General features: G+C 72.9%; 14 protein-coding genes. 10 read left to right on the top strand and 4 right to left on the bottom strand.

Features of this window, described 5'->3' with window-relative positions; translation table 11 throughout:
* Positions 1–31: 31 nt before the first annotated feature.
* The 3 genes from GA0070623_RS11015 to GA0070623_RS11005 all read right to left on the bottom strand — a co-directional run bounded on the left by GA0070623_RS11015 (position 32) and on the right by GA0070623_RS11005 (position 3,367).
* Positions 32–1,099, bottom strand: a complete 1,068-nt coding sequence (locus GA0070623_RS11015) for an NADH:flavin oxidoreductase/NADH oxidase (RefSeq protein ID WP_067304919.1) — start codon at positions 1,097–1,099, stop codon at positions 32–34.
* A gap of 73 nt (positions 1,100–1,172) precedes the next feature.
* On the bottom strand, positions 1,173–2,480 hold the full coding sequence (locus tag GA0070623_RS11010; RefSeq protein ID WP_172898507.1) for a dicarboxylate/amino acid:cation symporter: 1,308 nt from the start codon (positions 2,478–2,480) through the stop codon (positions 1,173–1,175).
* 203 nt (positions 2,481–2,683) lie between these two features.
* Positions 2,684–3,367 (bottom strand): DUF998 domain-containing protein, encoded by a 684-nt coding sequence (locus tag GA0070623_RS11005; protein WP_067304925.1) that lies wholly within the window; start codon positions 3,365–3,367, stop codon positions 2,684–2,686.
* 199 nt (positions 3,368–3,566) lie between these two features.
* On the opposite strand from GA0070623_RS11005, the gene pcaF reads away from it, so the two are divergent.
* From pcaF to GA0070623_RS10975, 6 genes are all read left to right on the top strand, one after another.
* Positions 3,567–4,772 (top strand): 3-oxoadipyl-CoA thiolase, encoded by a 1,206-nt coding sequence (pcaF, locus tag GA0070623_RS11000; RefSeq protein ID WP_067304929.1) that lies wholly within the window; start codon positions 3,567–3,569, stop codon positions 4,770–4,772.
* Between the two features lie 246 nt (positions 4,773–5,018).
* Positions 5,019–5,837 carry an SAM-dependent methyltransferase gene (locus GA0070623_RS10995; protein WP_067304932.1) on the top strand — a complete coding sequence of 273 codons (819 nt, stop codon included), beginning with the start codon at positions 5,019–5,021 and terminating at the stop codon, positions 5,835–5,837.
* A 7-nt stretch (positions 5,838–5,844) separates the two neighbouring features.
* The gene (locus tag GA0070623_RS10990; protein WP_067304936.1) at positions 5,845–8,034 is read left to right on the top strand and encodes a putative bifunctional diguanylate cyclase/phosphodiesterase; all 2,190 of its coding nucleotides are present in this window, start codon (positions 5,845–5,847) and stop codon (positions 8,032–8,034) included.
* The gene (locus GA0070623_RS10985) at positions 8,031–8,531 is read left to right on the top strand and encodes a DUF456 domain-containing protein (RefSeq protein ID WP_067304939.1); all 501 of its coding nucleotides are present in this window, start codon (positions 8,031–8,033) and stop codon (positions 8,529–8,531) included. The genes GA0070623_RS10990 and GA0070623_RS10985 overlap by 4 nt, the downstream gene beginning before the upstream one ends.
* Positions 8,532–9,056: 525 nt before the next feature.
* Positions 9,057–9,257, top strand: a complete 201-nt coding sequence (locus GA0070623_RS10980) for a hypothetical protein (RefSeq protein WP_067304942.1) — start codon at positions 9,057–9,059, stop codon at positions 9,255–9,257.
* 679 nt (positions 9,258–9,936) lie between these two features.
* A complete protein-coding gene (locus GA0070623_RS10975; RefSeq protein ID WP_231932746.1) occupies positions 9,937–11,574 on the top strand; it encodes an amino acid permease in 1,638 nt (545 codons plus the stop codon).
* 111 nt (positions 11,575–11,685) lie between these two features.
* On the opposite strand, the gene GA0070623_RS10970 is transcribed toward GA0070623_RS10975, so the two are convergent.
* Positions 11,686–12,234, bottom strand: a complete 549-nt coding sequence (locus tag GA0070623_RS10970; protein ID WP_157517491.1) for a hypothetical protein — start codon at positions 12,232–12,234, stop codon at positions 11,686–11,688.
* A gap of 551 nt (positions 12,235–12,785) precedes the next feature.
* On the opposite strand from GA0070623_RS10970, the gene GA0070623_RS10965 reads away from it, so the two are divergent.
* From GA0070623_RS10965 to GA0070623_RS10950, 4 genes are all read left to right on the top strand, one after another.
* Positions 12,786–14,150 carry a glutamine synthetase family protein gene (locus tag GA0070623_RS10965; RefSeq protein ID WP_067304947.1) on the top strand — a complete coding sequence of 455 codons (1,365 nt, stop codon included), beginning with the start codon at positions 12,786–12,788 and terminating at the stop codon, positions 14,148–14,150.
* Between the two features lie 162 nt (positions 14,151–14,312).
* On the top strand, positions 14,313–15,668 hold the full coding sequence (locus tag GA0070623_RS10960) for an aldehyde dehydrogenase family protein (protein ID WP_067304950.1): 1,356 nt from the start codon (positions 14,313–14,315) through the stop codon (positions 15,666–15,668).
* Positions 15,669–15,673: 5 nt separating this feature from the next.
* Positions 15,674–16,441 (top strand): 3-oxoacyl-ACP reductase, encoded by a 768-nt coding sequence (locus GA0070623_RS10955; protein ID WP_067304953.1) that lies wholly within the window; start codon positions 15,674–15,676, stop codon positions 16,439–16,441.
* Positions 16,442–16,536: 95 nt separating this feature from the next.
* A complete protein-coding gene (locus tag GA0070623_RS10950) occupies positions 16,537–17,217 on the top strand; it encodes a gamma-glutamyl-gamma-aminobutyrate hydrolase family protein (protein WP_067304991.1) in 681 nt (226 codons plus the stop codon).
* The last annotated feature ends 46 nt before the right edge of the window (positions 17,218–17,263 follow it).

Raw genomic sequence — 17,263 nt, 5'->3', positions numbered from 1 at the left:
CGGGGTCAGCCGGTGGTGGCCGGCGGGCAGGTCAGAAGGCGCGGGCGTACGGGTCGGGCCAGTCGGGGGCGGCACCGAGCTTGGCGGCGGCGCGGCGCGGCCAGTACGGGTCGCGGAGCAGCTCCCGGCCGAGCAGCACCAGGTCGGCCTCGCCTGCGGCGACGATCTGCTCGGCCTGCTCCGGCTCGACGATCAGGCCGACCGCGCCGGTCGGGACGCCCGCCTCGCGGCGGATCCGCGCGGCCATCGGCACCTGGTAGCCCGGCCCGACCGGGATGCTGGCTCCGGCCGCCGCCCCGCCGGAGGAGACGTCCACCAGGTCCACCCCGGTCGCGGCGAGTTCGGCGGCGAGGGCGACGCTGTCGTCCACCGTCCAGCCGCCGTCCACCCAGTCGGTGGCGGAGATCCGGGTGAGCACCGGCACCTGCTCGCCGACGGTGGCGCGGACCGCGCGGGCGACCTCCAGGGTGAGCCGCATCCGGGCGGCCCGGTCGCCGCCGTAGCCGTCGGTGCGGTGGTTGGTCAGCGGGGACAGGAACTCGTGCAGCAGGTAGCCGTGCGCGGCGTGGATCTCCACCACGGCGAAGCCGGCGTCGACGGCCCGGCCGGCGGCGGTGGCGAAGGCCGACACCACCCCGGCGATCCCGGCGGAGTCCAGCGCGGTCGGCCGCCGGTAGTCGGGCAGGAACGGGTCGGCTCCCGGGCCGACCGGCGTCCAACCGCCCTCGGCGTCCGGCACCCCGCCGTGCTGCCGCGCCCAGGGCCGGTAGGTGCTGGCCTTGAACCCGGCGTGCGCGAGCTGCACGGCGGGCACCGCCCCCTGCCCGGCGACGAACGCGGTGACCGGACGCCACGCGTCGACGTGCGCGTCGGACCAGATGCCGGTGTCCTGGGGGCTGATCCGTCCCTCGGGGACGACCGCGGTGGCCTCGGTGACGATCAGGCCGGCACCGCCGACGGCCCGGGAGCCGAGGTGCACCCGGTGCCAGTCGGTGGGCAGGCCGTCCGGGCCGGAGCTGTACTGGCACATCGGCGCCAGGGCGATCCGGTTCGGCAGGGTGACGCCGCGGAGGGCGAGGGGGGTGAACAGGGAACTCATGCGGGTGATCCTCCGGTACGGGCAGGTGGCGGTGCGGGGCGGGGCGCAGGGTCCGGGGGAGCGCCCGGCGCGCTCAGGCGGGTGCCGGCGTCAGCTCGTCGCGGCGGGCCGGCGGCTCGGCGTCGGCGGTCTCGTCGGCGTCGGTCAGGTCCCGCCGGCCGGCGGCGGCGTAGGCGTCCCGGTCCAGGGTGCCCTCGCGGGCGGCCACGATGGTCGGCACGACGGCCTGCCCGGCCACGTTGGTGGCGGTGCGGATCATGTCCAGGATCGGGTCGATGGCCAGCAGCAGACCGGCCCCGGCCAGCGGCAGGCCCAGCGTGCTCAGGGTCAGGGTGAGCATCACGATGGCACCGGTCAGGCCGGCGGTGGCGGCCGAACCGACCACCGAGACGAAGGCGATCAGCAGGTAGTCGCCGACGCCGAGGTCCACCCCGAAGACCTGGGCCACGAAGATCGCGGCGAGGGCCGGGTAGATCGCGGCGCAGCCGTCCATCTTGGTGGTCGCGCCGAACGGCACCGCGAAGGAGGCGTACTCGCGGGGGACGCCGAGCCGCTCGACGGAGCGCTGGGTCACCGGCATGGTGCCCACCGAGGAACGGGAGACGAAGGCCAGTTCGATCGCCGGCCAGGCACCGGCGAAGAAGCGCAGCGGGTTGAGCCGGGCGGCCGTCACCAGCAGCAGCGGGTAGACCACGAACAGGACGACCGCGCAGCCGACGTAGACCGCGGTGGTGAACTTCGCCAGCGGGGCCAGCAGGTCCCAGCCGTACGCGGCGACCGCGTGGCCGATCAGGCCGAGGGTGCCGATCGGGGCGAGTCGGATCACCCACCACAGCGCCTTCTGCACGATGGCCAGCACCGCCCGGTTGACCTCGACGAAGGGTTCGGCGGCCGCGCCGACCAGCAGCGCGGCGGCCCCGACGACCAGGGCGAGGAAGACGATCTGGAGCACGTTGCCCTCGACGAACGCGCCGACCGGGTTGGTCGGCACGATGCCGGTGAGGAAGTCCGTCCACGAGCCGGTGGTCTTCGGCGCGGTGGCGCCGCCGACGTCCAGGCTGACCCCCCGGCCCGGGTTGGTCACCAGGCCGAGACCGATGCCGATGCTCACCGCGATCAGCGCGGTGGCCCCGAACCAGAGCAGCGTCTTGAGCGCCAGCCGGGCGGCGTTGGCCACCCCGCGCAGGCTGACCACGCTGATCACGATGGCGGTGAAGACCAGCGGCGGCACGGCCAGCTTGAGCAGCTGGACGAAGAGTCCGCCGACGGTGTCGAGGGTGCTGGCCAGCCAGCTCAGGTCGTTGGCACGGGCGAGGAAGCCCAGGGCCACGCCGAGGACGAGGCCGAGCAGGATCTGGGCGGAGAAGGGGAATTTACGCAGGGTGGAAGACATGGGGTGTCCCGGGTCTGAAGGGGGTGGCCGGTGGGCAGCGTCAGGAGCGTGGCTGCGCCGGACAGACCCCGCTGGCCTGCCGTCGGAGATCGACGTACAGGCGCACGGTGAGGTGCCAGACATTGGTCATCGCCAGCCGACGCTACTCCGGGACGCTCGGCAGGTGGAAGGAGCGCTCGGCGTGAGGCTCCTTACAGGGGCGTTCTCGACGCGGCGACCGGTTCGTCATGTTCGGCACCGTCCGGCACGCTCCGTGCCGCAGGTCGGTGCCGGGTCAGCAGCAGCGCGGTGAGCAGGCCCCAGCCGACGCAGATCGCCAGCAGCAGCCGTTCCAGCCCGCCCAGCAGGCCGCCGCGACCCACCGTCAGCAGCCCCAGGGCGGTCGCCCCGGCCACCGGCAACGCCAGCACCCCGGACACCCGGGCCACCCGCCGCAGGGCCGGCGTCGCCGGGCGGAGGAAACCGATCACCAGCATCGCGAGCACGGTCACCCCGACCGCGGCGATGCTCGCCCCGCCGTGCACCAGGTCCGCCGGGGTCGCCGCCTCGAACGGCGGCAGCGGGCAGCCGGCGCTGCAGGTGACCGCGCCGGAGAGCACCGCGCCGACCGCGCCGGCCGCGAGCAGGACGGCCGCGGCCCGCAGCGCCGTCGGCAGCGCGGCGGCCAGCGCCAGCAGCGCCGCCGCCAGGGTGAAGACCCCCATCCGGTACGTCGACGCGAGAGCGCTGTCGGGGACACCGGCCTCACTGACGTACCCGCCCGCCGGGCTGCCGGGACCGGCGGCGACGGCGACGGTCACCGCGACCGCGCCGACCAGCACGCACCCGGCGGCGACCCACCCGGCGGCGGCCCGGACCGACGCGGCGTCAGGCACGGCGGTACGGGGTGGCCCGGCCGGGCCGGCGGACGACCGCCCCACCGGTGGGGGTCACTGCGTTGAACGGGGCCATGTCTCCAACCTATCCGCCCCCGGCACGGCCCACCGGGCGCGGATATCCTGACGGCCGGCGTCGGCGTGACCCGGGCCACGCCGGCCCGCCAGCCCCTTCCCACCCCCCGAAGGACGTGCGTCGATGACCGTGGCATACCTCGTGGCCGGAGTCCGTACCCCGATCGGCCGGTACGCCGGTGCCCTCGCCGGGGTGCGCCCCGACGACCTGGCCGCCCACGTGCTGCGCGAACTGGTCGCCCGCCACCCCTCGGTGGACTGGACCCGGGTCGACGACGTGGTGCTGGGCTGCGCCAACCAGGCCGGCGAGGACAACCGCAACGTGGCCCGGATGGCGGCGCTGCTGGCCGGCCTGCCGCAGGAGGTGCCCGGCAGCACCGTCAACCGGCTCTGCGGCTCCGGGCTGGACGCGCTGGCCACCGCCGCCCGCGCCGTGGTGGCCGGCGAGGCCGACCTGGTGCTCGCCGGGGGCGTCGAGAGCATGAGTCGCGCCCCGTTCGTCATGCCGAAGGCCGCCACCCCCTACTCCCGCGCCGCCGAGGTGTACGACACCACCCTCGGCTGGCGGCTGGTCAACCCGCTGATGAAAGCGGGTTGGGGCATCGACTCGATGCCGGAGACCGCCGAGAACGTGGCCGCCGAGTTCGGCGTCGACCGGCGGGCGCAGGACGAGTTCGCCCTGCGCTCGCAGCAGCGGGCCGCCAAGGCGCAGGCCGACGGCCGGTTCGCCGAAGAGATCGTGCCGGTGACCGTGCCGGCCGGCCGCCGGGAGACGAGGCTGGTCGAGGTCGACGAGCACCCCCGGGAGACGTCGCTGGCGAAGCTGGCCGCGCTGCCCACCCCGTTCCGGGACGGCGGTACGGTCACCGCCGGCAACTCCTCCGGGGTCAACGACGGCGCGGTCGCCCTGCTGGTCGCCTCCGCGGCGGCGGTGTCCCGCTACGGGCTCACCCCGCTGGCCCGGATCCGCGGCGCGGCGGCGGCCGGCGTACCGCCGCGGATCATGGGGATCGGGCCGGTCCCGGCCACCCGCCGGCTGCTGGACCGGCTCGGCGTCGCGCTGGCCGACGTCGACGTGATCGAGCTGAACGAGGCGTTCGCCGCGCAGGGGGTCGCGGTGCTCCGCGAGCTGGGCCTGCCGGAGGACGCCGAGCACGTCAACCCGAACGGCGGGGCGATCGCGCTGGGGCACCCGCTCGGGGCCAGCGGCGCCCGGCTGGCGTTGACCGCCGCCCTGGAGCTGCGCCGCCGGGGCGGTCGACGGGCGCTGGCCACCATGTGCGTCGGGGTGGGGCAGGGCATCTCCCTACTGCTCGAATCCGCCGACTGAGCCGGTCGTCGTCACCGACCGATAGGTGTCCGGCTGCTTAGGGTTACCGCCGGCCGTTCGGGCCGTCCTCCCTGCTGGGGCGGCCACAGATCGGGGTGAGCTGATCTCCCGCACCTGGACGGACGGGCCTAGAGTGGTCAGCACCACACGATCCGCGGGTCGGCCGGTGCGGCTCCGCGTGCCCGCGCACGCCGCCGACACCGGTGCCCTCCCGCACCGCGGCGACGAACTGGGGGCCAGTCAGCGATGCAGACGTCGGACGGACTTCCCGCCGAGATCGACCTGAGCCGGCCCAGCGCCGCCCGGGTCTACGACTACTTCCTCGGCGGCGCGCACAACTTCGAGATCGACCGGCGGCTCGCCGAACAGATCGCCAGCATGACCCCGAACCTCGCCGACACCATGCGCGCCGGCCGGGAGTTCCTGCGCCGCGCGGTCCGGGTGCTGCTCGACGCCGGCATCGACCAGTTCCTCGACATCGGCTCGGGCATCCCCACCGTCGGCAACGTCCACGAGGTCGCCCAGGCCGCCAACCCGCAGGCCCGGATCGTCTACGTCGACATCGACCCGGTGGCCGTGGCGCACAGCCGGGAACTGCTCGCCGGCAACGACCGGGCCGTCGCCATCCACGCCGACCTGCGCGAGCCGAAGCTGATCCTGGACGAGGCCCGGTCCAGCGGCCTGATCGACGTCGACCGGCCGCTCGGCATCCTGCTCGCCGGGGTCGTGCACTTCGTCCCGGACGCCGACCGGCCGGCGGAGATCCTGGCCACCCTGCGGGCCGCCGCCGCACCGGGCAGCTTCCTGGTCGTCTCGCACTCCACGTTCGAGGATCAACCCCAGGAGATGCTGGACGCGCAGCGGCTCTCGGCGCGCACCGACACCGAGATCACGCTACGGTCCCGCGCCGAGGTCACCGGCTTCTTCGGTGACTGGACTGTGCTGGAGCCCGGCGTGGTGCACATGCCGTTGTGGCGGCCCGACTCCCCGTCCGACGTGGACGAGCACCCCGAGCGGTTCGGGGCGTTCGGCGGCGTCGCCCGGTACGACCGCACAGCCGGCTGAGCCGACCATGTCCGCCGTTCCGGACTCCGGCGGCACCGACGCCCGGCCGGGTGCCCAGGGCTACGCCGCCGACTGGGCACGGGCGGTACGCCGGCTCGGGTTCGTGCCGATGAGCGCGGACGAGACCGAGCGGCTGCTGCTCGTGCACACCGTACGGTTGGCGCAGGCCCTGCTCGCCGACGACTTCTCCACCACCCCGGCGGAGGAGGTCGGCCGGGCGTTGGTGGAGGCGCACCTGACCGAGCCGCGGATCCTGGACTGGTCGGTGCGGGCGCTCGGCGAGCAGTTGCCGCAGCGGGTGCTGCCCCCGGTCGACCTGCCGTCCGACCTGACCACCCGGGTGGCCGCCCTCCAGGGTGGACTGGCCGCCGGATTCGGCCGCGCGCTGCGGGACCGTACCTTCAGCCAGCAGGAACGGATCGCCCGCTCGGCGTGGCAGGCCCGGGACGCGGTGGAGCGGGCGCTGCGGGACAGCGAGGCCCGGTTCCGGGCCGTCTTCACCGGCGCGGCCATCGGTATCGGCATCGCCGGCATCGACGGTCAGATCATCGACGTCAACCAGTCCTTCGCCGACATGCTCGGCTACACCCCGGAGGAGCTGCGGCAGACCAACGTCGCGTCGCTCTTCCACGCCGAGGACGCGGCCGGCATGTGGGAGCTGTACCAGGAGCTGATCGAGGGCAAGCACGACAGCGTACGGGTGGAGAAGCGCTACTACCGCAAGGACGGCAGCGTCGTCTGGACCGACCTGGCCGTCTCGCTGATCCGCCACGACGACGGTCGACCCCGGTTCACCGTCGCGATGATCGAGGACATCACCCAGCGGTACGAACTCCAGCAGCGGCTGCGCTTCCAGGCGCTGCACGACCCGCTCACCGGCCTGCCCAACCGGACGCTGTTCTTCGAGACCCTCGGTCAGGTCTTCGCCGACGCCGCCCCCGAGCAGCGGATCGGCGTCTGCTTCCTCGACCTGGACGGCTTCAAGGCGGTCAACGACAGCCTCGGCCACGACCTCGGTGACCGGCTGCTGGTCACCATCGCCCGACGGCTCTCCGACTGCGTGATCGGCCAGGGGCACCTGGTGGCCCGGATGGGCGGCGACGAGTTCGTCATCCTGGTCAACGGCGGAGAGGGGATCGACGATGCGGTGGGCGTCGCCGAGTTGGCGCTGGCCGCGGTGGCCGCCCCGGTGCTCGTCGGCGACCACCAGCTCGCCGTCTCGGCCAGCATCGGGGTGGTCGAGTGCCCGGCCAGCGAGACCAGCGTCTCCGAGCTGATGAAGGCCGCCGACACCACGCTGTACTGGGCGAAGGCGGAGGGCCGGGGCCGCTGGGCGGTGTACGACCCGGAGCGCAGCGCCGCCGACATCGCCCGGTCCGCCCTGGCGGCGGGCCTGCCGGCAGCCCTCGACCGGGGCGAGTTCGTGGTCCACTACCAGCCGATCGTCTCCCTGCTGGACGGCTCGATGATCGCGGTGGAGGCGCTGGTCCGCTGGGCGCACCCGGAGCTGGGTCTGGTCGGCCCCGACCGGTTCATCGGGTTGGCCGAGGAGACCGGGCTGATCGTCCGGCTCGGGGAGTGGGTGCTGAGGCAGGCGTGCCGCGACGCCCGCGCCTGGCACCGCGAGTTCCCCGAGGCGAAACTGGTGGTCAGCGTCAACCTGGCGGCCCGGCAGGCGGACGACCCGGCGATCGTGGACACGGTGGCCAGTGCGCTGAGCCGGACGGGCCTGCCGGCGGAGCTGTTGCAGCTGGAGCTGACGGAGAGCGCCGTGATGGGCACCGCCGGGGAGCCGTTACGGTCGTTGTACCGGTTGGCCGACCTGGGGGTACGGCTGGCGATCGACGACTTCGGCACCGGCTACTCCAACCTGGTCTACCTGCGGCGGCTGCCGATCCACTGCCTGAAGCTGGCCGGTCCGTTCGTCGAGGGCATCCGGGGTGTCGGCGACGGGTCTCCGCCCGACCACCGTGACGAACGGATCGTCGACGCCCTGGTCCGGTTGGCGCACGCACTGGAGCTGTGGGTGACCGCCGAGGCGGTGGAGACCGGGGAGCAGGCGGAGCGGTTGCGGGCGCTGCGCTGCGACACCGGGCAGGGCCGCTGGTTCGGCCCGCCCACCCCGGCGGGCCAGATCACCGCCCGCCTGCGGGGCGGCATCGGATCGGGACCGGACGGGGGAGAGGTGGCGGGGTGAGCCTGACCGACGGCGGGACGGCGGCCTCGGTGATCGCGGCGCTCGCGATCGTCGCCGGCCTGGCCGGGGTGGTGGTGCCCGGCCTGCCGGCGCTGCCGCTGTGCTGGGGCGGGGTGCTGGTCTGGGCGCTCTTCGGCGGTGCCGGGCCGGGCCGCTGGGCGGTGCTCGGCGCGGCCACGGTGGTCGCCGCCGCCGGTGCCGTGGTCAAGTACGCCTGGCCGGGGCGCAACCTGAAGCGCACCGGGGTGCCCACGTCGTCCCTGCTCGTCGGGGGTCTGCTCGGGCTGGTCGGGTTCTTCGTCATCCCGGTGGTGGGCCTGGTGATCGGCTTCGTCGGCGGGGTGTGGGGGGCCGAGCGGCTGCGGCTGGGCAGCAACCAGCTCGCCTGGCCGGCGACCGTCCAGGCGTTGAAGGCGGCCGGCCTGTCCATGCTGGTGGAGTTCCTGGCCGGGCTGCTCGTCGCCGCCCTCTGGGTGGCGGGCCTACTGCTCACCTGACCCCCCACGACACAGCCATGATCGACTCACCTGTGCCGGCGTGGGCCGGCATGATCGACTCACCCATCCTGGCAGGGGCGGCATGATCGACTCTTCCTGTGCGGGCGGGGGCCGGCATGATCGACTCTCCCCTGCCGGGGGCATGGTCGACTCAGTTGGGTCGTTGATGCGGTATCCGGTCGCTGGGACAGCGCAACATCGACCCAGGTGTGTCGATCAAGACGGGGTGGGTCGCCGAGGCTGGGCGGAAGATCGGGCAGCGGTGGTGATCTGTCTGGTCAGGTGATCAACGCCTGGTAGCCCGCCTCATGCGCCCGCACTCGGTGACGGAGATGCGCTGCTACTGGGCCGCCGGTAGGAATGCTGAGAATCGACGTGATCAAATAGCGATTTCGTGTACTCGTATCGGCATGTCGTCTGCAAAACTGCAATCTGATCTGGAGTTCGCCCCGGGTTGCGCCACTTCCCATCCTTGACCTGAAAGGGCAACCTGGACGGCAGGGACTTCACCTTCGGGAGGCGATCATGCGCTGGCTCATCATCCTCATCGTCGTATTGTTGGCCGTCGTGGCCCTGGCACTGTGGCGCCGCAGTCGGCGGACGGCGATCGACGGGGACCGCCGGGTCCGCGACCTGGCGGCGTCGGCGGAGGCCCGCCGCCGGCTGGACGACCACCGGAACCCGACGGACGGCAGTAACCTCCGCAGCTCCGGTGGGAGTCTCTGACGGGGCGGTTCACCCTCGTGTCGGCACCAGCCCGCCGGGGTCGGCTCGGCGGGAACGCGCCGACCTCGTCGTGCGGCGGCCGGGCGTCGTATCGACGGACATGATGTTGATCGCCTCTTGCCGGCCGGCGCCGAGCGGGTCGACGTGTCAGCATTCCGTCGACAGCCTTATGCCCCTCAGGCATGAATATGACTGCTGGGCATACTCCCCGCGCCGTTGCCATTGGCCAGGGGCGGTCGGCCCGGTGTCGACCGGGGACGGCGGTGCGGGACGTCCGTCGGGTACGGCGGGACGCCGTACGTGAGAGAGAGGTGGACGCCCCGCGCCGCCGTGAGCCGGGCTCCTGCCGAGCGCCCGGCGTCGGCCCGTCGCGATCGGGCCTGGTCACGGGCTCAAGCATGCGGCGGTGCGCGGCTCGGGGCAATCTGATTACCGCGGGCTGGGGACGCCCCACTGCCCCGCTGGGACGTCCCTCCCGCCTGGGTCGGCGTCCCTCCCGCCTGGCTGGGAACGTCCCCATTGCCCACTGGGGATGCCGCTACTGCCGGGCCGGGGTGCGCGATGTAACGAGTTCGGCACCGGCGACGGATTGACCGTGGTTATCGGCGGGACGAGACTCGGGCGCACTCGTACCGGGACCACCCGGGCGGTACCGGGTACCACCTCACGGAGGTGTGCTGTGGCCACGACGCCCCCGCCGACCAGCGGACGACCGACCAACGGACAATCGACCGCCGGGCAACCGCCGACCGCGCCGCCGGACGACGACGCCCGACGGCTCGCCGAACTCGGCTACCAGCAGGAGCTGCGCCGCACGTGGAGCGGCTTCTCCAACTTTGCCATCTCGTTCTCGATCATCTCGATCCTGGCCGGTTGCTTCACCACGTTCGGCCAGGCGTGGAACAACGGCGGGCCGGTCGCCATCTCCTGGGGCTGGCCGCTGATCTCGCTGTTCATCCTGATCATCGGTTTCTGCCTGGCCGAGCTGGTGTCGGCGTACCCGACCGCCGGGGGGATCTACTGGTGGGCGGCGAAGATGGGCCGGCCGGTGCACGGCTGGTTCACCGGCTGGCTCAACCTGATCGGCCTGGTCGCTGTCACCGCGTCGGTGGACTACGGCTGCGCCACCTTCCTCAACCTCACCCTGTCGGCGCTCTTCGACGGGTGGGAGGGGACGCTGCGGCAGGCGTTCGTCCTGTTCGTGATCATCCTGGCCCTGCACGGGCTGATCAACATCTTCGGGCACCGGATCATCGACGTACTCCAGAACGTCTCGGTCTGGTGGCACGTGGCCGGCGCGGCCGCCGTGGTGGCCATCCTGCTGCTGGTGCCGGACGAGCACCAGAGCTTCCAGTTCGTGTTCACCGAGCGGTTCAACAACTCGGGCTTCGGTGACGGCGACACCGGTGGGCTGACCTTCTGGTTCTACGTGCTGCCGCTGGGCTTCCTGCTCACCCAGTACACGATCACCGGATTCGACGCCTGCGCGCACGTCTCGGAGGAGACCCGGGGTGCGTCGCAGGCCGCCGCCAAGGGGCTGTGGCGGTCGATCTTCTATTCGGCGGTGGGCGGCTGGATCCTGTTGCTGGCCTTCCTGTTCGCCGCCACCGACGTGGACGCGATCAACGCGGCCGGCGGGTTCTCCGGGGCGATCTTCGAGTCCGCGTTGACGCCGTTCTTCTTCAAGACGGTCATCATCATCTCCACCATCGGGCAGTTCTTCTGCGGGATGAGCTGCGTGACCTCGATGAGCCGGATGACGTACGCGTTCAGCCGCGACCGGGCGGTGCCGGGCTGGCGGCTGTGGTCCAAGGTCGACCGCAACGGCACCCCGGCCAACGCGATCATCGGGGCGACGCTGGCCGGTCTGGTGCTCACCCTGCCGGCGCTCTACCAGAGCGGCGGCGTCCCGGTCGCGTTCTACGCGGTGGTGTCGGTGGCGGTGATCGGCCTCTACCTGTCCTTCGTCATCCCGATCGCGCTGCGGCTGCGCCTCGGCGACCGGTTCCAGCCGGGGCCGTGGACCCTCGGCCGGAAGTACAAGCTGTTCGGCTGGATCGCGGTGGTCGAGATCGTGGTCATCTCGGTCTACTTCGTGTTGCCGATCGTGCCGGCCGGGGTGCCCGGCAACGCGGAGTTCAGCTGGTCGGCGGTGAACTACGCGCCGCTGGCCGTCGGTGGGGTGCTGCTCGGGGTGGGCATCTGGTGGTACGCCTCGGCCCGGAAGTGGTTCACCGGCCCCCGCCGGACCGTCGACCTGCCCCCGCCGGGGTCGCCCGCGGCGGTGGACCCCGCGCGGGCCGACGAGCCGGCCTGACGACCCCACGCACCACGGGCAGCCCCTGGTGGGGCCTCCGGAGAGAGGCCTCGGCCAGGGGCCGCCCCGGTCGGGCCGGCGGATGTCCTGCCGCGCCGGATCAGGGCACCGTCAGAGGTAGATGCTGTTGCTGAAGGTCAGCGGGACGAAGCTGGTGGAGCCGCCGTAGCTCCAGGTGATGAAGGCGTCCGCGCCGGTCTTGTACTCCCCGGTGGACCGGGGGTACTCGGTGTCGGCGCTCGCCGTGGTGGTGCTGTAGAGGGTGTGCGTGTTGTAGGTGACCTGGGTGCCGTAGCGGAACAGGGCGACCTCGACCTGGATCGCGTAGACCGGGTAGGTACACCGCACCGTGGCCAGGCCCTCCTCGCCGCCACCGTACGGGCCGCCGTAGTAGACGAACGGCGTGCTCGGCGTCAGCGTGCAGGTGACGGTGATGGAACCGACGGTGCCCGTCACCGAGGTCGAGGCGAGCGTGCCGACGGAGCCGGCCGGCCGGCCGATGGTCCCGGCGGAGAGGGAGGACAGCGGGCCGGTCGACTCGGCACCGGCGGCGGGTGCGGCCTGGGCCGGGGCGGCCACCGCGAGCAGCACGGTGGACAGGGCGGTCGCCACCATGGCGGCGAAGGACCGGGGCGTGCCGCGCAGAATTGCTCTCGTCATGACGTGTCCTTTGTGCGTCGTGCTGGAATGGTTCGGGCGGTCGGAATTCCTGTCGGGTGCGGCGGACGCGCCGTTTCTCCGCAGGCCGCACCGGCGCATGGCGCGCACATGCGCAGGTGGTTGGCGGGGGAGTGGGGCGGGTCGTTCGAGAAAAGGCGGTACGCCGAACCCGGTTGGTCAGAGTCTGGCAAGGCGGCGGCGCTCCCGCAAGGTCACTGTGTGATTGGCGATAGCCGTTCCGAGGGTCTGTCCGAATGGATGAACGGCGTGTCGCCGCAGTTCTTTCCCGGGTTGGAGATAATCGTTTCCGGTGTTGTGCGCCCCGGCAATTCCCAGTGGTAATCGATGCCACCGGAGCGCACCACCAGCCGGGCGGGTCGTCGGGCGCGGGGACCGCCCGGAGCCACCGCGCCGGACACCCCGGGCGGCAGTGGCGGGCGACGGCTCCGGAGCGGGACGGCGTACCCCGGGAGCGGGTTTGCCGGGACGCCCGGACGGGGCATTGACGGTGATCCGCTAGGCCGGTAGACCTTGGTGATGGAGGCGCACGGATGAGGAAAGCCCCGCTCACGCTGGAACAGCTCCGGGTCGCCGTCGCCGACGGCGAGATCGACACGGTGGTGCTCGCCCTGACCGACATGCAGGGCCGCCTCCAGGGCAAACGGTTCCACGCCCCGTTCTTCCTCGACCAGGTGGTCGCCAACGGCAGCGAGGGCTGCAACTACCTGCTCGCCGTGGACGTCGACATGAACACCGTCGACGGGTACGCCATGTCGAGCTGGGAACGCGGCTACGGCGACTTCGCCATGCGTCCCGACCTGTCCACCCTGCGCCGGATGCCGTGGCAGCCGGGCAGCGTCCTGCTCCTGGCCGACCTGGAGTGGCTGGACGGGTCCGGCCCGGTGGTCGCCTCGCCCCGGCAGATCCTGCGCCGGCAGCTCGACCGGCTGGCCGACCACGGGCTGACCGCGTACGCCGGCACCGAGCTGGAGTTCGTCCTCTACCGCGACTCGTACGAGGACGCCTGGCAGCGCGGTTACCGCGACCTCACCCCGGCCAACCAGTACAACGTGGACTACTCGCTGCTCGGCACCGCCCGGGTGGAGCCGCTGCTGCGCCGGATCCGCACCGAGATGGCCGGCGCGGGGCTGACCCCGGAGAGCGCCAAGGGCGAGTGCAACCTCGGCCAGCACGAGATCGCCTTCCGCTACGACGAGGCGGTGGCCTGCGCCGACCACCACGTGATCTACAAGAACGGGGCGAAGGAGATCGCCGCCCAGGAGGGCATGTCGATCACCTTCATGGCCAAGCCGAACGCCCGGGAGGGCAACTCCTGCCACATCCACTTCTCGCTGCGCGACGTCGACGGCCGTTCGGCGATGCTCGGCGACGGGCCGGCGCAGCTCAGCGTCACCGGGCAGCGGGTGCTGGCCGGGCTGCTCGCCACCATGCGGGAGATGAGCCTGCTGTTCGCCCCCAACATCAACTCCTACAAGCGCTACCAGCCCGGCTCGTTCGCGCCGACCGCGCTGCGCTGGGGCACCGACAACCGCACCTGCGCGCTGCGGCTGGTCGGTCACGGGCAGGGGATGCGGGTGGAGAACCGGGTGCCCGGCGCGGACGTCAACCCGTACCTGGCGATCGCCGCCCTGGTCGCCGGGGCCGTGCACGGCATCGAGCAGGAGCTGGAGCTGGCCGACGAGTGCACCGGCAACGCCTACGACGACCCGTCCGCCGAGCGCGTCCCACCCACCCTCCGCGACGCCCTCACCCTCTGGCAGACCTCCGACATCGCCAAGGCAGCCTTCGGCGAGGAGGTACACGCCCACTACACCAACATGGCGAAGGTCGAGCTGTCCGCCTTCGACGCCGCCGTAACCGACTGGGAACTGACCCGTGGCTTCGAACGCCTCTAACCCCACCCCCACCCCCACCCCCACCCCCACCCCCCTCACCCCACCCCCCTCACCCCAACCCCCTTCCCGCGTCGATCTTGGAGTTGTGGTGGACGATATGTGGTGTGACGTGGCTTATGTAGGGCACCACAACTCCATGATCGACGGGGAAAGGGGTGGGGTGTGACGCGGGTGGTGGATCCGGCTCGGGGGGAAGTGGTGGCGGAGGTCCCGGGCGTGGAGGTGGGGGAGGTGGATGGGGCTGTCTCGCGGGCCGCCGTCGCGTTCGAAGCGTGGCGGGGGGTGGCGCCGGGGGAGCGGGGGCGGATTCTGCGGCGGTTCGCGGGGATGGTGGACGCGCACCTGGAGGAGTTAGCTCAGCTGGAGGTGCGCAACGCGGGGCACACCATCGGTAATGCACGGTGGGAGGCGGGCAACGTCCGTGACGTGCTCGACTACTACGCGGGGGCGCCGGAGCGGCTGACCGGGCAGCAGATCCCGGTGCCCGGCGGCTGGGACGTCACCTTCCACGAACCGCTCGGCGTGGTCGGGGTGATCGTGCCGTGGAACTTCCCGATGCCCATCGCCGCCTGGGGTTTCGCCCCGGCGCTGGCCGCCGGCAACACGGTCGTGCTCAAGCCCGCCGAGCTGACCCCGCTGACCGCGCTGCGGCTGGCCGAGCTGGGGCGCGAAGCCGGCCTGCCGGACGGGGTGTTCACCGTGCTGCCCGGTCGGGGTGACGTGGTCGGCGAACGGTTCGTCACCCACCCGGCCGTGCGCAAGGTCTGCTTCACCGGCTCCACCGAGGTCGGCACCCGGATCATGGCGGGCTGCGCCGCCCAGGTGAAGCGGGTCACCCTGGAGCTGGGCGGCAAGAGCGCCAACCTGGTCTTCGCCGACGCCGACCTGGAGAAGGCGGCGGCCACCGCGCCGTACGCCGTGTTCGACAACGCCGGCCAGGACTGCTGCGCCCGCTCCCGGATCCTGGTCCAGCGTCCGGTGTACGACCGGTTCCTGGAGCTGCTCGAACCCGCGGTCCGGGCGCTGCGGGTGGAGGACCCGGCCGCCGAGACCGCCGAGATGGGGCCGCTGATCTCCGCCGCCCACCGCGACCGGGTCGCCGGCTACCTCGACGGCGCGACGGTCGCCTTCACCGGCACCTGCCCCGAAGGCCCAGGCTTCTGGCACGCCCCGACGGTGCTGCTCGCCGACTCCCCGGCCGACCGGCACTGGCGGGAGGAGATCTTCGGGCCGGTCGTCTCGGTGCTCCCCTTCGACGACGAGGCCGACGCCGTCCGGCTCGCCAACGACACCGAGTACGGCCTGTCCGGCTCGATCTGGACCCGGGACGTCGGCCGGGCGCTACGGCTGGCCCGCGCGGTCCAGGCGGGCAACCTCAGTGTCAACTCGCACTCCTCGGTGCGCTACTGGACCCCGTTCGGTGGGATGAAGCGTTCCGGGCTCGGCCGTGAGCTGGGCCCGGACGCGCTGCACGCCTTCACCGACGTCAAGAACGTCTTCATCGGCACGGAGGAGTGACGCCAGTGCAGGGTCGGTTACAGGACCGGGTCGCCGTGGTGACCGGAGCGGGCAGCGGGATCGGGTTGGCCACCGTGCGGCGGTTCGCCGCCGAGGGGGCCCGGGTGGTCTGCGTCGACATCGACGACGAGGCCGGCGGTCGGGCCGCCGAAGAGGTCGGCGGGGAGTACGTGCACACCGACGTCGCCGACGAGGCGGCCGTGCGGAGCCTCTTCGACGGGGTGGTCGAGCGGCACGGCCGGGTCGACGTGGCGTTCAACAACGCCGGCATCTCCCCGCCCGACGACGACTCCATCCTCGACACCGGGCTGGACGCCTGGGAGCGGGTGCTGCGGGTCAACACCACCAGCGTCTACCTGTGCTGCAAGTACGCGATCGGGCACATGCGCCGGCAGGGCAAGGGGTCGATCATCAACACCGCCTCGTTCGTGGCGCTGATGGGGGCGGCCACCTCGCAGATCGCGTACACCGCGAGCAAGGGCGGGGTGCTGGCGATGACCCGGGAGCTGGGCGTGCAGTTCGCCCGGGAGGGCATCCGGGTCAACGCGCTCTGCCCCGGCCCGGTCGCCACCCCGCTGCTGATGGAGCTGTTCGCCGCCGACCCGGAGCGGGCCGCCCGCCGGCTGGTGCACGTGCCGATGGGCCGGTTCGGCGCACCGGAGGAGATCGCCGCCGCGGTGGCCTTCCTGGCCAGCGACGACGCCTCGTTCATGACCGCCGCGCAGTTCGTCGTCGACGGCGGCATCACCGGCGCGTACGTCACCCCGCTGTGACCGGCTCCGCCCGGCCCGGCCCGGTCGGCGACCACCCCGGCCACCCGCCGGCCCGCGCACTCCGGCCCGCGGGGACCGGCCGGCGGGCACGTCCGCTGATCGGGATCACCGGGTACGTCGAGCCGGCGAGCTGGGCGGTCTGGCGGGACGTCCCGGCGTCGCTGGTGCCGCAGGCGTACGTCCGCTCGGTGACCGCCGCCGGGGGCCGGGCCGTGGTGCTGCCCCCGGACGACCTGGACGCCGACGTGGTCGACGTCCTCGACGGGCTGCTGCTGGCCGGGGGCGCGGACGTCGGCCCGGAGCGTTACGGCCAGCCGGTGGACCCGCGCACCGAACCCCGGCCGGACCGGGACGCCGGGGAGTCCGCCCTGCTGGCCGCCGCGTTCGCCGCCGACCTGCCGGTGCTCGGGGTGTGCCGGGGCATGCAGTTGCTGGCCGTCGCGTACGGCGGGACGCTGCACCAGCACCTGCCGGACGTGGTGGGCCACGACCGGCACCGCCCCGCCCCCGGGGTGTACGGGGCGCATCCGGTGCGGTTCGCCCCGGGGAGCCGGACGGCGACCGTGCTGGCCGGGGTGGAGCGGGTCAACTCGTACCACCATCAGGGGGTGGCCGACCCGGGCGGCCTCACCGTCACCGGCTGGGCCGACGACGGGGTGGTGGAGGCGGTGGAGGACCCGGCCCGGCGGTTCCTGCTCGGGGTGCAGTGGCATCCGGAGAACGACGACGACCCGCGCCCGGTGACCGCCCTGGTCCGGGCGGCCCGCCCGGGCTGACCACCGCCGCGCCGACGGCCCGGCCGCGCGGCCCACCGTGTCGACG

This window comes from Micromonospora rifamycinica (genome assembly GCF_900090265.1).
Taxonomy (GTDB): domain Bacteria; phylum Actinomycetota; class Actinomycetes; order Mycobacteriales; family Micromonosporaceae; genus Micromonospora; species Micromonospora rifamycinica.
This window is presented reverse-complemented; position numbering and strand designations above follow the sequence as displayed.